Genomic DNA, 13,362 nt, shown 5'->3' on the forward strand with positions numbered 1-13,362 from the left:
TTTGGGGCGACTCTACGTCGGATTTATGACGGCGGTTAAGCTGTTTTAATCCTTTTAAGCCGACATGCCAATTTTAAAATGCCGGCTTTCCGATGCCGAGTGCTGCGCTGCGGCAGACCGTCGCGAAGCGCATGTCAAAACTTGAGGCAGATCAAGGTTATGCGGAAGGGGCCGGAATTTGCCCGATACCTGATCAATACGGTCGATTAACGCGGCGCGATCGAGGCGAAATAACAGACGAAAAAAAACCGCTGCCGGGCGGGCAGCGGTTTTGGGTGAAGCGCTCTAAATCGGGAGTCAGGCGTATTCGGCGAGTGCCGTGCGCATCTTTTTCATGGCGCTCGCTTCGATCTGGCGGATGCGTTCCGCCGACACACCGAACTCGGCCGCGAGATCGTGCAGCGTCGAGCCGCCCGAGCCGTCGTCGTCGACGTTCAGCCAGCGCGCCTCGATGATCCGGCGGCTGCGCGCGTCGAGCGCCTCGAGCGCCTGCGCGATGCCGTCCGTCTGCAGCATGTCGCGCTGACGCGCGGCGAGCACGGCGGTCGGCTCGTTGTGCGAATCGGCCAGGTAGGCGATCGGTGCGTACGACTCCTCGCCGTCCTCCACTTGGCCCTCGAGCGCGATGTCGCCGCCCGACAGACGCGTTTCCATCTCGGTCACGTCTTCGCGCTTGACGTTGAGCTCCTGCGCGAGGCCGTCGATTTCCTCGGGCGTCATCGCCTGCATGCTCTTCTTGTGGCTGCGCAGGTTGAAGAACAGCTTGCGCTGCGCCTTCGTCGTCGCGACCTTCACCATCCGCCAGTTGCGCAGGATGTACTCGTGGATCTCGGCCTTGATCCAGTGGATCGCATACGACACCAGGCGCACGTTTTGCGCCGGGTCGAAACGTTTCACAGCCTTCATCAGGCCGATATTGCCTTCCTGGATCAGGTCGCCGTGCGGCAGGCCGTAGCCGAGGTAGTTGCGCGCGATCGACACGACAAGCCGCAGGTGCGACAGCACGAGGCGGCGTGCCGAGTCGAGGTTGTTGTCTTCGCGGAATTCGGTCGCGTACTGGCGTTCCTCTTCGGCGGTCAGGAGCGGGATCCGGTTGACGGCCTGGATGTACGCGTCGATGTTGCCAAGCTGGCCCGGCAACATCGATTGAGTTGCGAGCGCCAGCGAGCCTGCCGATTCGGCCTTGGCCGGCGTCGGGCTCAGGGTGTTCGGAAGGGTCAGGGCGTAGCTCACTAAAAAACTCCTTTGGAATCAGGGACAAACCCCTGGTCTCGGATGAGATTCCGAGGCTCATCTTAGCACTCCCGTAATCTGAGTGCTAATTCCTTAGAGGGGGCGGGGGCATCCAAGTTCCCGACTCTCTATCGAACTTGTCGAATCGATAGTCTAATTTGCGACAAGGCTGACCGGAGGAAGTTCCGTAAGTTGTTGTTTCTGATGGTAATCAGTAGACGGTTTCGATTTTTGTAGTTTTGGAAGCAAACAATTTCGCTTCGTGATGCCGATCCGAAAAGTCCTTTACCATACCATTCAGTTCGCTCGGGCCCGGCCGCTGCGGCAAGGCTCCATTCAATCCACAAAGTTGGAGTGTCTGATGAACAATAAGAAGAATTGCCGGCCCCGTAGCCGGCTTGCGCTGCATGCGCTGCTGGCGGCGTCGCTGCTGGGCGGATCGGGTGCGGCGTTCGCGGATCGATGGGGAATCCAGGCGGGCGGCGGGTTTTCCGATCGCCACGGGATCGACAAGGCTGATCTCGGCGTCGTGTGGGATCCGGGCTGGAATTGGTGGGAAATCGGCGGCTGGCACTTCGCGTTCGTGATGGAAGGCCACGCCGGCTACTGGCACACGGGCGGCAATGTTCATGGCAGCATCGGTGAATTCGGCGCGACGCCGATGTTCCGCTTCATCAAGAGCGCGGGCCAGGTACGTCCGTTCATCGAGGCCGGCGCCGGCATCCGCTTCCTGACTTCCCCGACGGTCTCCAACAAACTGTCGCTGGCGACGTCGTTCCAGTTCGTGGACGTCGCCGGTGTCGGCGCGCAGTTCGGAGAACGGCAACAGTACCAGCTCGGCTACCGTTTTCAACATGTGTCTAACGCGGGTATCAAAGAGCCGAATCCTGGTATAAATTTCCACCAGTTCTACGTGCAGTACAACTTCTGATCCGCACGCCCGCGCACGGCGGGCGCGTTGCCGAGGAGTCAGGCGATGGCGAAGGTGGTCGATGCGATTCGCGCACTCGAGCGCGATCGGTTCCGGGCGATGGTCGACGGGGACGGCGAGGCGCTCGATGCGCAATTGTCGGACAAGGTGTTCTTCGTGCACACCAACGGCAAACGCGAAACCAAGCAGCAGTTCATCGACGCCATCGTCGCCGGCCGCCGCCGCTATCGCCAGATCGAAATCCAGTCGCAGGATCTGCTTCCCGTCGGTGACGCAACCTGCGTCGTCACCGGGCGCGCTCTGATCGAGATGGAAACGAACAACGGCGGGCTGGTGTTTCCGATCGCCTATACCGCCGTCCATACCCATGAGCAGGGGCAGTGGCGCCTGCTGGCGTGGCAGGCGACGCGGTGCGCGACCGAGACATGAGCGCGCGTGGCGCTCCTTTTTCGTGTCCCGACCGAAGCGGCCTTCTGGGCCGCTTTTTATTGCCCGTGCGGCGCGGATTGCGCGCAGCACGGGCGGTCACGCACCGCTCGCTTGACGTTTGAACCCTGAAGCGAAAGCCCGACGGTCAGGCCGCCGCACGGCGGTCGGCGCACTGCCAGGCCGAACGGTTGATCGCGCTGACGACCGCATCGAGCGCGGCGCTCGTCGCTTCGGCATGCACTCCGACGCCGTGCCGCAGCGGCGCATCGCCGACCCGGCAGCCGACCGATACCGCGATTCGTCCGTCCGTCGTGCGCCCGTGTTCGCACGAGGCGACGTCGACCGTCGCGCCGGCCGCCGTCGCGAAGGCCGCGGCCATTCGTTGCACGACTTCTTCCGGTGTCGCGTCGGCCGGCGGTGCGCCCGCGATGTCGCGGTTCTGCCAGCGTGCGGCGTCGCCGTGGCGCGCGGCCGGACCGTCGGTCTCGAAGAATTCGCGGGCGAACAGCGCGCAGATCGCGTCGCCGGTCACTTCCTCGCCGGAGACATCGGCGAGTGTCTGCACCGCGTGGCTGAATTCGATCTGCACGCGCCGCGTCGGCGTGAAGCCCATCCCGCGTTCGAGCAGGAACGTCGCGCCGCCCTTGCCGGACTGGCTGTTCACGCGAATGACCGCGTCATAGCTGCGGCCCAGATCGGCCGGGTCGATCGGCAGGTAAGGCACCTCCCACACCGCGTCGGGGCGCTGCTGCGCGAAGCCCTTGCGGATCGCATCCTGGTGCGAGCCCGAGAACGCGGTGAATACGAGGTCGCCTGCGTACGGATGGCGCGGATGCACCGGAATCTGGTTGCAGCGCTCGACCACGCGGCGCACCGCGTCGATGTCGGAGAAATCGAGGCCCGGATCGATGCCCTGCGTATAGAGGTTCAGCGCGAGCGTGACGAGATCGACGTTGCCGGTGCGCTCCCCATTGCCGAACAGGCAGCCCTCGATGCGGTCGGCGCCCGCGAGCAGCGCGAGTTCCGCGGCCGCAACCGCGGTGCCGCGATCGTTGTGCGGATGCACGGACAGCACGATGCTGTCGCGATACGCGAGGTTGCGGTCCATCCACTCGATCTGGTCGGCGAACACGTTCGGACTCGCGGCTTCGACGGTCGCCGGCAGGTTGACGATCATCTTGTGATCGCGGGTCGGACGCCACGCCTGCGCGACCGCGTCGCACACCTCGCGCGCGAACGTCAGCTCGGTCATGCTGAAGGTTTCCGGTGAGTACTGGTAGGTCCAGTGCGTGTCCGGGCGGGCCGCCGCGTGTTCCTTGATGAGTCGCGTGCCCTCGACCGCGAGCGCCTTCACGTCGTCCTTCGACATCCCGAACACGATGCGCCGGAACGACGGGCAGATCGCGTTGTACAGGTGCACGATCGCGCGCGGCACGCCTTCGAGCGCGTCGAAGGTGCGCGCGATCAGGTCTTCACGCGACTGCACGAGCACTTCGATCGTCACGTCGTCGGGAATGCGCTTATCGTCGATCAGCTTGCGGACGAAATCGAAATCGGTTTGCGACGCCGACGGAAAACCGACTTCGATCTCCTTGAAACCGATCGCGACCAGCATGTCGAAGAATTCCAGCTTCTGTTCGATGCTCATCGGCTCGATCAGCGACTGGTTGCCGTCGCGCAGGTCGGTGCTCATCCAGACCGGCGCACGCTCGATGGTGCGGGTCGGCCAGCGGCGGCCATTGATGCGGACGGGTTCGAACGGACGGTACTTGTCTTGCGGGTTGCGCTTCATCTTCTGGACCTCGGGTCTCAAGTCGCGAGCGAAGACGGGCGGCATGGGCGACGGGTGGCGCTGCCTCGCACCGTGGCGCCGGAGACGCGCTGCGGATGCGGATGATCTTCGCGAATCGGCCGACGGATAGACGGACGAATGCTGACGACTTCGGGTTGTAAAAACTGCGAGAAGGGTGCTGCGAGGAACTGCAGGGAGGGACCGTGCGGACAGCACACGGCGCTACGACAGCCTTAGGCTAGTCGTAGCGATAGCGACCGCGCTAGGCGGCCGGAGGTAATTCGGAGGGTGTTCGGAAAGGAACGCATGGCGACAACTCTATGTCAGGATGCATGCGCGTGTCAAATAGTCGGTTGAAACGCCGGCGCGACGGCGTGCCGGCCCGGGACGCCGGTCACGGTGCGAGCCGGGCTGTCCGCTCGATTCGTACGATCCGCACGATCGTCTCGACCTGCCGCGCAAGCGTGTCGGGTACCGGAATTTCGCCGCGCAGCACGGCGTCCGTCCACGCGGCCGTGGTGGCCGCGTCGCGCGATTCGGGCAGCGCTACAGGCGGCGCGTCGCTCGACGAGCGCTCTGGCTCGATCAGCGTGTCGCACACGCCGTCGTGCAGCCAGTCGACCTGCACCTGGCGCCGCGTGTCGGCCACCGCTTCGCCTTCGGTGCCGCGCGCGAGCAGCGCGCCGCCCAGTGCGGCGTCCGGATGATCGCGGAACAGTTGCGCGAGGCTGTCGCGGTACGGCGGATGCGTGTAGTTGACGAGCCGCAGCCCGGCCGGCGCGAACGGCTGCAGGATCTTCACGAGCGTGTGCGTCGAGTTGCGCACGCCGAGCACGCCGCGCAGCGACAGCAGACGCGCGATGCGCGGCGCCAGCGCGTCAATGGGCGCGAACGCGACGCGGCGCTCCGCGAGCGTGTCCTCGATCGCGTCGTGCGATGTCGACGGCGGGATCGACAGCGCAGAGAAGATCTCCGCGCTCGTCACGCGGCCCGGATCGCGCTCGACACCGTGTACGAGCACCGGTACGCCTTCGCGCGCGAGCAGCAGCGCGAGCAGCGGCACCAGGTTCGGCTGCTTGCGCGCGCCGTTGTAGCTCGGGATCGACACCGGGCGGAACGCGGCGTCCTGCACGTGCACGGGTTCGAACGACGCCTGCGCGGCGGCGAGCATCGCGGCCAGTTCGTCGGCGCTTTCGCCCTTCAGGCGATAGGCGATCAGGATCGCGCCGAGTTCGACGTCCGACACGCGCGCATCGAGCATCGCGCGATAGAGCTCGAACGTGTCTTCGGCGGACAGCGCGCGTGCGCCGTGCGGGCCGCGGCCGATTTCCTTGATGAAGCGGGCGCAAGGAAACGGCGAGGCTGCGGAGTCGAGGGGAGCGGTCATCGGGGCGTGGGGCGGGCGGCCGGCATCGGGCCGCGCGGTGAGCGGTGAGGAATGCCCCGAGTATCGCACGGGCACGGCCGCGCGCGCCGACGCGGCGCGGCGCGCTAAACTCGGGTTCCCGGCGGTGCCGCGTGCGCCGCGGACGCAGTCGCCGGCCGAATACGAACCAGAGAGACATCCCATGAAGCTCTACAGCTATTTCCGCAGTTCCGCGTCGTACCGCGTGCGGATCGCCCTGAACCTGAAGCAGCTGCCGTACGACACGGTTCCCGTGCACATGCTGCGCGACGGCGGCGAGCAATTGAAGGACGCCTACCGCGCGGTGAATCCGGATGCGGTCGTGCCGACGCTGATCGACGGCAATGCCACGCTGCAGCAATCGCTCGCGATCATCGAATATCTCGAGGAAACGCATCCCGAACCGGCGCTGTTGCCAAAGCAGCCGGTCGACCGCGCATATGTGCGGGCGATTGCGCTGCAGGTCGCGTGCGAGATCCATCCGCTGAACAACCTGCGCGTGCTCAAGTACCTGAAGCACTCGCTGAAGGTGTCCGAGGAAGCGAAGAACGACTGGTACCGGCACTGGATCGAGGCGGGTTTCGCATCGCTGGAGACGCGCCTCGCGAACGATCCGCGCACCGGCAAGCTGTGCTTCGGTGACACGCCGACGCTCGCCGATATCTGCATCGTGCCGCAGGTGTTCAACGCGAACCGTTTCTCGATCGACACGACGCGCTTTCCGACGATCCAGCGGATCGCCGATCATGCGTCGACGCTCGACGCGTTCAAGGCCGCCGAGCCCGGCGTGCAGCCCGACGCCGAATGACGCCGTGGGTCAGCCAGCCGCCGGCTGACGGCTTCCGGACGTGCATGAAAAAAGGGCGCCCGAAGGCGCCCTGTGCGGTGCGGGCCGGCGGCGTTCAGTCGAGCAGCGCGTCCGCGAATTCGACTGCGCTGAACGGCTGCAGGTCCTCGACTTTCTCGCCGACGCCGATGAAGTAGACGGGCACCGGGCGCTGCCGCGCGATCGCGGCGAGAATGCCGCCCTTCGCGGTGCCGTCGAGCTTCGTGACGATCAGGCCCGTGAGGCCGAGTGCATCGTCGAATGCCTTCACCTGCGTGAGCGCGTTCTGGCCCGTGTTCGCGTCGATCACGAGCAGCACCTCGTGCGGCGCGCCATCGTGCGCCTTCGAGATCACGCGCTTCACCTTCTTCAGCTCTTCCATCAGGTGCAGCTGCGTCGGCAGGCGGCCGGCCGTGTCGGCCATCATCACGTCGATCCTGCGCGCGCGCGCCGCGCTGACCGCGTCGAAGATCACGGCGGCCGGGTCGCCGCTTTCCTGCTGGACGACCGTCACGTTGTTGCGCTCGCCCCAGACCGCCAGTTGTTCGCGCGCGGCCGCGCGGAACGTGTCGCCCGCAGCCAGCAGCACCGACTGGTCGAAGCTCTGCAGGTGCTTCGCGAGCTTGCCGATGCTGGTGGTCTTGCCTGCGCCGTTCACGCCCGTGATCATCATCACGAGCGGCTGCGCGCGGCCGAGCATCAGCGATTTCTCGAGCGGCTTCAGCAGTTCGACGAGCAGGTCGTGCAGCGCGCCCTTCACCTGCTGCGGATCGGTCAGCCGGCCAGCACGCACTTTCTCGCGCAGCGCGCCGAGCAGGTACTCGGTCGCATCGACGCCGGCGTCGGACATCAGCAGTGCGGCCTCGAGCTCTTCGTACAGGTCCTCGTCGATCTTCGTATTGACGAATACGCCGGTGATGCTCGAGCCCGTCTTTGCGAGGCCCGACTTCAGGCGCGCGAGCCACGATTTCTTCGCGGAGGCGTCCTGCGTCGGCGGCGGCACGATCTCGACCGCTTCGACGACTTCGTCGCTGCCGTCGTTGGTCGGCGTGACCGTCATCACGACCGCCGGCGCGGCTTGCTGCGGTTGCGCGGGTGCTTGCGGTGCTTCGATCGCCTGGCGCGTGTCGGACGGTTCGTCCGGTTGCGGCGCATCGATCGATTGCGATTCCGCGGAGTCGGGCTCCTGCGTTTTCTTGAATCGTTTGAAGAAGCTGAACATGGTCTGACGTCGGGAAGAGGGCGGGGCGCCGCTAGGGCGCGGCGCCGGACGGGTCGTCGTGCGTGCGCATGGCGGCCGAAACCGTGCATTTTATCAGTGCGGCGGCGCACTCGCGTCAGCCGGTGCCGCCGCTGTGGTAACGTGCGCCTGTTTGGCGGTGCGCCCTCCTGCGCACCCGGTCCCCCCGTTGTCGATATTCCGTATGTCCCGTTCCTCTTCCGGCCGCCCGACGGCCCCCCCTGGCCGCGGCAAGCCGCACACGATCCGCATCATCGGCGGTGACTGGAAACGCACGCCGCTCGCCGTGCTCGATCTCGACGGCCTGCGGCCGACGCCCGATCGCGTGCGCGAGACGCTGTTCAACTGGCTCGGCCAGGATCTCGAAGGCCGGCGCTGCCTCGACCTGTTCGCGGGCACCGGTGCGCTCGGGTTCGAGGCCGCGTCGCGCGGCGCGACGAGCGTCGTGATGGTCGAGCGCCACCCGCGCGCGGCGCAGCAACTGCGCGCGATCAAGGACAAGCTCGGCGCACGCTCGGTCGAGGTCGCGGAAGCCGACGCGCTGCGGCTCGCGGCCGGGCTGACCCCGGGTGCGTTCGACGTCGTGTTCCTCGATCCGCCGTTCGGTGAGCCGGCCGTACTCGATCGCGCGATCGCGCTGGTGGCGCCGCTCGTCGCGCCGGAGGGCGCCCTGTACGTCGAGACGGGCGCGGAGCTCGACCCGGCCGCCCACGAAGCGCTGGCCGGTTGGCAGGTGGTGAAGCACGGCAAGGCCGGTGCGGTTCACTATCATTTGCTGCGGCGCGAAAATGATGAATAATGCGCGTTCCATACGAGGCGGCGCGCCGCAAAGGCGACGCATGCCCATCTCGGCAGTGGCGTGCGCGTCGCACGGCTGCCACCCCGTTTGCGTGATGACAGGAGGAGCGACATGGTAGTCGCCGTGTATCCCGGTACGTTCGATCCGCTGACACGCGGGCACGAAGACCTCGTGCGGCGTGCGTCGAGCATTTTTGATACGCTGGTGGTCGGTGTTGCCGACAGCCGCGCGAAGAAGCCGTTTTTCTCGCTGGAAGAACGTCTGAAGATTGCGAACGAGGTGCTCGGCCATTATCCGAACGTGAAGGTGATGGGTTTCAAGGGCCTATTGAAGGACTTTGTCCGCACCAACAACGCGCGCGTGATCGTGCGCGGCCTGCGTGCCGTGTCCGATTTCGAATATGAGTTCCAGATGGCGGGGATGAACCGCTATCTGTTGCCCGACGTCGAGACGATGTTCATGACGCCATCCGATCAGTATCAGTTCATCTCGGGGACGATCGTGCGCGAAATCGCGCAGTTGGGCGGCGATGTCAGCAAGTTCGTGTTCCCGTCCGTCGAGAAGTGGCTGACCGAGAAAGTCGCCGCGATGGGAGGCCCGGCCGCGTGACGCGGCGCCGGCCGGTTTCGTTGCGAAGCCGGCCGCCGGCCTGAAGAAGTGAGACCAGTATGTCTTTGATGATTACCGACGAGTGCATCAATTGCGACGTGTGCGAGCCAGAGTGCCCGAACGGCGCGATTTCGATGGGCCCGGATATCTACGTGATCGACCCCAACAAGTGCACCGAGTGCGTCGGCCATTTCGACGAACCGCAGTGCCAGCAGGTGTGTCCGGTCGAATGCATTCCGCGCGATCCGCAGCATGAGGAATCGCACGCGCAGTTGATGGCGAAGTATCACGCGTTGACCGCCGCGAAGGGCGACGACGCGCAGTGACCGTGCGGTGACGCGCGCGTCGCAACGTCATGAATTCCCTGACCGGCGCCGTTCGGCGCCGGTTCCACTTCTCCCTTCGCTTCAGCCGATCAGGTCGCGCAATGCCGCGACGAGCGCGTCGCATTCGGCGTCGGTGCCGACGGTGATGCGCAAATGCTGGTCGATGCGTGGCGCCCGGAAGTGCCGTACAAGAATTTCCCGATCCTTCAGCTTTGCCGCGATCGTGCCCGCATCGTGCGCGCGATGGCGCGCGAACACGAAATTCGCGCTCGACGGCACGACGTCGAAACCGAGTGCCTCCAGCGCGTGCGTGAGCCGCGCGCGGCTGTCGATCACGCGTCGGCAGGTCACACCGAAGTAGTCGGTGTCCTCGTATGCCGCCTGCGCGGCGACCTGCGCGAGCCGGTCGAGCGGATAGGAATTGAAGCTGTCCTTCACACGATTCAGTGCGTCGATCAACGCCGCATCGCCAAACGCGAAGCCGACGCGCATGCCCGCGAGCGAGCGCGCCTTTGACGTCGTGTGCACGACGAGCAGGTTCGGATGGCGGTCGATCAGCGTGACCGCGGATTGCGCGCCGAAATCGACGTACGCCTCGTCGATCAACACGACCGACGACGGGTTCGCGGCCGCAATCCGCTCAATGTCCGCGAGCGGCAGCGCGCGCCCGGTCGGCGCGTTCGGGTTCGGAAACAGCACGCCGCCCACATCGTCGAGATAGTCTTCGACACGGATCGAGAAGTCGTCCGCGAGCGGCACGATTGCGGTCTCGACACCGTACAGGCGCGCGTAGGTCGGGTAGAAGCTGTACGAAATATCGGGAAAGCGCAGCGGCCGGTCATGCTTGAGCAGTGCCTGGAACGCGTGCGCGAGCACCTCGTCGGAGCCGTTGCCGACGAAGACCTGCTCGGGCTTGATGCGATGATGGGCCGCGACCGTCTCGCGCAGTGCGCGCGCGAGCGGGTCGGGATAGCGGCGCAGCGTGTCGCCGGTGTCGCCGAGTTCGCGTGCGATCGCCGCGACGACGCGCGGCGAAGGCGGATAGGGATTCTCGTTGGTGTTCAGCTTGACGGGGTGTGCGAGCGCGGGCTGTTCGCCCGGCACGTAAGGCACGAGTTGCTGAACGATGTCGCTCCAGTAACGGCTCACCGCTTGGCTCCTGACGGGCAAAAACAACCAGATTACCGCATGTGGATGCGGCGGTGCGCGATTGCGCACGACCGAGACGCCGCCCGGCGGCGCCGGACTGCACGTTGCACCTTGCCGGTGCGGTGCGCAGTCAGTTGCGATGCAACTGCATCGTCGCGCGGTCGAGTTCGCCCTTGACGACCATTGGCATGACGGCGAGCGCACGCTCGATCGATGCGTCGATCACGTCCTGCTCTTCGCGGCGCGGCGGCTTCAGCACGAAGTTCGCGACGTCGGGCTTCGCGCCGGCGCGCGCGCCTTCCGGGATCAGGTCGCGCGGATGGCCGATGCCGATGCGCAGGCGCCAGTACTGCTGCGACGACAGATGCGCGGTGATGTCCTTCAGACCGTTGTGACCGCCGCTGCCGCCGCCGAGCTTCAGCTTCACCGTGCCGGGCGGCAGGTCGAGTTCGTCGTGTGCGACGAGGATCTGGTCGGGCAGGATCTTGAAGAAACTCGCGAGCGCGACGACCGACTGGCCGGAGCGGTTCATGTAGGTTTGCGGCTCGAGCAGGTGGACTTCCTCGCCGTGCAGGCGCGCCTTCGCGTAGAAGCCATGGAAGCGGCGCTCGTCGCGCAGCGTCGCGCCTGCTTCGCGGGCGAGCTGGTCGATCAGCCAGAAGCCGGCGTTGTGGCGCGTCGCAGTATATTCTGCCCCGGGATTGCCGAGGCCGACGATCAGTTTGATCATGACGTTTCGTAGGCGGCAGCGCCCGCCTGGGCGCAGAAAAAGAAAAACCCGCCGGGCAAGCCGCGGCGGGTTGTGTCGACCGTTTCTTGAAACGGATCGAACGGGCGCGTAGGCGGCCGTTTAGGCAGCCGGCGTTTCGCCTTCGCCTGCTGCGTCCGACACGGCACCAGCCGGGACCGTCGCCGATGCGACAACCGGGTTTTCCGCGTCGACGTGCGCGACCAGCGTCACGCCCTTCGGCAGTGCGATGTCCTTCGCGTGCAGCGACTGACCTGCTTCGATCTTCGACAGATCGACTTCCAGGAATTCCGGCAGAGCCGACGGCAGGCACTCGACTTCGATTTCCGTCGTGACGTGCGAGACGATTGCGCTCGACAGCTTCACTGCCGGGCTGACTTCAGCGTTCAGGAAGTGCAGCGGCACCTTCGTGTGCAGCTTCTTCTTCGCGTCGACGCGCTGGAAGTCCACGTGCAGCACGAGTTGCTTGAACGGGTGGTATTGCACGTCGCGCAGCAGAACCTGTTGCGACTGGCCAGCCACTTCGAGGTCGAGGATCGACGAGTGGAAGGCTTCCTTCTTCAGTGCGTGCCACAGCGCGTTGTGATCGAGTTCGATCTTTTGCGGGGCTGCTTCGCCACCGTAGACGATACCCGTGGTCTTACCGGCGTTGCGCAGGCGGCGGCTCGCACCCGTACCTTGCTGTTGGCGCTCGAAAGCGACGACTTTCATGTGATTCTCCATTAGCTGCCCGCGACCAGGCAGTAAAACGGGGCCGGCGAAATGGCGGCCCCCGATGAAACGGACGGGGCTTCGTCTATCCCGTCCGATTGTGCAAAAAGCGAAGCGTTGCCGCTTCGCTTTCCGCGCATGCTATGTCGTGTCGTTCCGCGATCAGGATTCCGCGAACAGCGACATCACCGAGTCGCCGCGGCGAATCCGCGAGAACGTTTCGGCCAGCAGGCTCGCGCTCGTCAGCGAGCGGATCTTCGAGCACGCCAGCGATTCGGCCGACAGCGGGATCGTATCGGTGACGACCAGCTCGTCGAGTGCCGATGCGGCGATGCGGTCGGCGGCGCCGCCCGACAGAACCGGGTGCGTCGCGTACGCGAACACCTGCTTCGCACCGCGATCCTTCAGCACTTGCGCTGCCTTGCAGAGCGTGCCGGCCGTATCGACCATGTCGTCCATGATCACGCAGGTGCGGCCTTCGACTTCACCGATGATGTTCATCACTTCGGCGACGTTCGCCTTCGGACGACGCTTGTCGATGATCGCGAGATCGCAGTTGAGCTGCTTCGCGAGTGCCCGGGCACGGACCACGCCGCCGACGTCCGGCGACACGACGAGCAGATCCGAGTAGTTCTGCTTGCGCAGGTCGCCCAGCAGGATCGGCGTTGCGTAGATGTTGTCGACCGGGATGTCGAAGAAGCCTTGAATCTGATCGGCGTGCAGATCCATCGTGATGATCCGCTCGACGCCGGCGATTTCCAGCATGTTCGCGATGACCTTCGCCGAGATCGCGACGCGCGCCGAGCGCGGGCGACGGTCCTGGCGGGCATAGCCGAAGTAGGGGATGGCGGCAGTGATCCGGCCGGCGGACGCACGCTTGAGCGCGTCGACCATGATCATCAGTTCCATCAGGTTGTCGTTCGTGGGCGCGCACGTGGATTGCAGGACGAAGACGTCCTTGCCGCGCACGTTTTCCTGGATCTCGACCTGGATCTCGCCGTCGGAGAAACGGCTGACCATTGCTTTGCCGAGGGGGATTCCAAGGATATTGACGACTTCCTGGGCGAGCGCGGGATTCGCGTTGCCAGTAAAGACCATCAAGCCATCATGGCTGTGGCTACTCATCGTGCACCTGCTTCAGGCTTAGGCGGGAAATGCGGGAAA

At 65.3% G+C, this 13,362-nt stretch carries 14 protein-coding genes; 6 read left to right on the forward strand and 8 right to left on the reverse strand.

Annotation, left to right across the window (positions count from 1 at the left end):
• Positions 1-297 precede the first annotated feature (297 nt).
• Positions 298-1,233 (reverse strand): RNA polymerase sigma factor RpoH, encoded by a 936-nt coding sequence (rpoH, locus tag WS66_RS14955; RefSeq protein WP_059541288.1) that lies wholly within the window; start codon positions 1,231-1,233, stop codon positions 298-300.
• Positions 1,234-1,594: 361 nt separating this feature from the next.
• Between rpoH and WS66_RS14960 the strand changes: the two genes are divergently transcribed.
• Positions 1,595-2,164 (forward strand): acyloxyacyl hydrolase, encoded by a 570-nt coding sequence (locus tag WS66_RS14960; protein ID WP_059598848.1) that lies wholly within the window; start codon positions 1,595-1,597, stop codon positions 2,162-2,164.
• Between the two features lie 45 nt (positions 2,165-2,209).
• The gene (locus WS66_RS14965; protein ID WP_059464474.1) at positions 2,210-2,593 is read left to right on the forward strand and encodes a nuclear transport factor 2 family protein; all 384 of its coding nucleotides are present in this window, start codon (positions 2,210-2,212) and stop codon (positions 2,591-2,593) included.
• A 145-nt stretch (positions 2,594-2,738) separates the two neighbouring features.
• Here WS66_RS14965 and leuA read toward each other — a convergent pair whose 3' ends face one another.
• Positions 2,739-4,385, reverse strand: a complete 1,647-nt coding sequence (gene leuA, locus WS66_RS14970; protein WP_059598847.1) for a 2-isopropylmalate synthase — start codon at positions 4,383-4,385, stop codon at positions 2,739-2,741.
• Positions 4,386-4,779: 394 nt separating this feature from the next.
• Positions 4,780-5,772: a DNA-binding protein YbiB gene (gene ybiB / locus WS66_RS14975; RefSeq protein WP_059598846.1), complete on the reverse strand. Its 993-nt coding sequence runs from the start codon at positions 5,770-5,772 to the stop codon at positions 4,780-4,782.
• Between the two features lie 181 nt (positions 5,773-5,953).
• Here ybiB and maiA point away from each other — a divergent pair, with 181 nt between their 5' ends.
• Complete coding sequence (gene maiA / locus WS66_RS14980) at positions 5,954-6,598, forward strand: maleylacetoacetate isomerase (protein WP_059598845.1); 645 nt, start codon at positions 5,954-5,956, stop codon at positions 6,596-6,598.
• A gap of 94 nt (positions 6,599-6,692) precedes the next feature.
• On the opposite strand, the gene ftsY is transcribed toward maiA, so the two are convergent.
• A complete protein-coding gene (gene ftsY / locus WS66_RS14985; protein WP_059598844.1) occupies positions 6,693-7,838 on the reverse strand; it encodes a signal recognition particle-docking protein FtsY in 1,146 nt (381 codons plus the stop codon).
• Between the two features lie 202 nt (positions 7,839-8,040).
• On the opposite strand from ftsY, the gene rsmD reads away from it, so the two are divergent.
• The 3 genes from rsmD (at position 8,041) to WS66_RS15000 (ending at position 9,590) form a co-directional block, all read left to right on the forward strand.
• The gene (gene rsmD / locus WS66_RS14990) at positions 8,041-8,655 is read left to right on the forward strand and encodes a 16S rRNA (guanine(966)-N(2))-methyltransferase RsmD (protein WP_059598843.1); all 615 of its coding nucleotides are present in this window, start codon (positions 8,041-8,043) and stop codon (positions 8,653-8,655) included.
• A gap of 111 nt (positions 8,656-8,766) precedes the next feature.
• Entirely contained in the window at positions 8,767-9,264 is a 498-nt protein-coding gene (coaD, locus tag WS66_RS14995; RefSeq protein WP_006398238.1) for a pantetheine-phosphate adenylyltransferase, read from the forward strand.
• 59 nt (positions 9,265-9,323) lie between these two features.
• On the forward strand, positions 9,324-9,590 hold the full coding sequence (locus WS66_RS15000; RefSeq protein ID WP_059598842.1) for a YfhL family 4Fe-4S dicluster ferredoxin: 267 nt from the start codon (positions 9,324-9,326) through the stop codon (positions 9,588-9,590).
• 81 nt (positions 9,591-9,671) lie between these two features.
• On the opposite strand, the gene hisC is transcribed toward WS66_RS15000, so the two are convergent.
• From hisC to WS66_RS15020, 4 genes are all read right to left on the reverse strand, one after another.
• Positions 9,672-10,739, reverse strand: a complete 1,068-nt coding sequence (hisC, locus tag WS66_RS15005; RefSeq protein WP_059598841.1) for a histidinol-phosphate transaminase — start codon at positions 10,737-10,739, stop codon at positions 9,672-9,674.
• Positions 10,740-10,869: 130 nt separating this feature from the next.
• A complete protein-coding gene (pth, locus tag WS66_RS15010) occupies positions 10,870-11,469 on the reverse strand; it encodes an aminoacyl-tRNA hydrolase (protein WP_059451462.1) in 600 nt (199 codons plus the stop codon).
• 120 nt (positions 11,470-11,589) lie between these two features.
• Positions 11,590-12,198: a 50S ribosomal protein L25/general stress protein Ctc gene (locus tag WS66_RS15015; RefSeq protein ID WP_059598854.1), complete on the reverse strand. Its 609-nt coding sequence runs from the start codon at positions 12,196-12,198 to the stop codon at positions 11,590-11,592.
• 162 nt (positions 12,199-12,360) lie between these two features.
• Positions 12,361-13,323 carry a ribose-phosphate pyrophosphokinase gene (locus WS66_RS15020; protein WP_006483739.1) on the reverse strand — a complete coding sequence of 321 codons (963 nt, stop codon included), beginning with the start codon at positions 13,321-13,323 and terminating at the stop codon, positions 12,361-12,363.
• Between the last annotated feature and the right edge of the window lie 39 nt (positions 13,324-13,362).

This window comes from Burkholderia sp. LA-2-3-30-S1-D2, assembly GCF_001523915.2.
Lineage (GTDB): Bacteria > Pseudomonadota > Gammaproteobacteria > Burkholderiales > Burkholderiaceae > Burkholderia > Burkholderia diffusa.

What these genes read in the sequence shown, in the direction of transcription:
- WS66_RS15015 (WP_059598854.1), bottom strand. Translation starts at nt 12,198, where the DNA reads ATGAAAGTCGTCGCTTTCGAGCGCCAACAGCAAGGTACGGGTGCGAGC.
- pth (WP_059451462.1), bottom strand. Translation starts at nt 11,469, where the DNA reads ATGATCAAACTGATCGTCGGCCTCGGCAATCCCGGGGCAGAATATACT.
- coaD (WP_006398238.1), top strand. Translation starts at nt 8,767, where the DNA reads ATGGTAGTCGCCGTGTATCCCGGTACGTTCGATCCGCTGACACGCGGG.
- rsmD (WP_059598843.1), top strand. Translation starts at nt 8,041, where the DNA reads ATGTCCCGTTCCTCTTCCGGCCGCCCGACGGCCCCCCCTGGCCGCGGC.
- WS66_RS14960 (WP_059598848.1), top strand. Translation starts at nt 1,595, where the DNA reads ATGAACAATAAGAAGAATTGCCGGCCCCGTAGCCGGCTTGCGCTGCAT.
- leuA (WP_059598847.1), bottom strand. Translation starts at nt 4,385, where the DNA reads ATGAAGCGCAACCCGCAAGACAAGTACCGTCCGTTCGAACCCGTCCGC.
- WS66_RS14965 (WP_059464474.1), top strand. Translation starts at nt 2,210, where the DNA reads ATGGCGAAGGTGGTCGATGCGATTCGCGCACTCGAGCGCGATCGGTTC.
- WS66_RS15020 (WP_006483739.1), bottom strand. Translation starts at nt 13,323, where the DNA reads ATGAGTAGCCACAGCCATGATGGCTTGATGGTCTTTACTGGCAACGCG.
- maiA (WP_059598845.1), top strand. Translation starts at nt 5,954, where the DNA reads ATGAAGCTCTACAGCTATTTCCGCAGTTCCGCGTCGTACCGCGTGCGG.
- WS66_RS15000 (WP_059598842.1), top strand. Translation starts at nt 9,324, where the DNA reads ATGTCTTTGATGATTACCGACGAGTGCATCAATTGCGACGTGTGCGAG.
- ftsY (WP_059598844.1), bottom strand. Translation starts at nt 7,838, where the DNA reads ATGTTCAGCTTCTTCAAACGATTCAAGAAAACGCAGGAGCCCGACTCC.
- ybiB (WP_059598846.1), bottom strand. Translation starts at nt 5,772, where the DNA reads ATGACCGCTCCCCTCGACTCCGCAGCCTCGCCGTTTCCTTGCGCCCGC.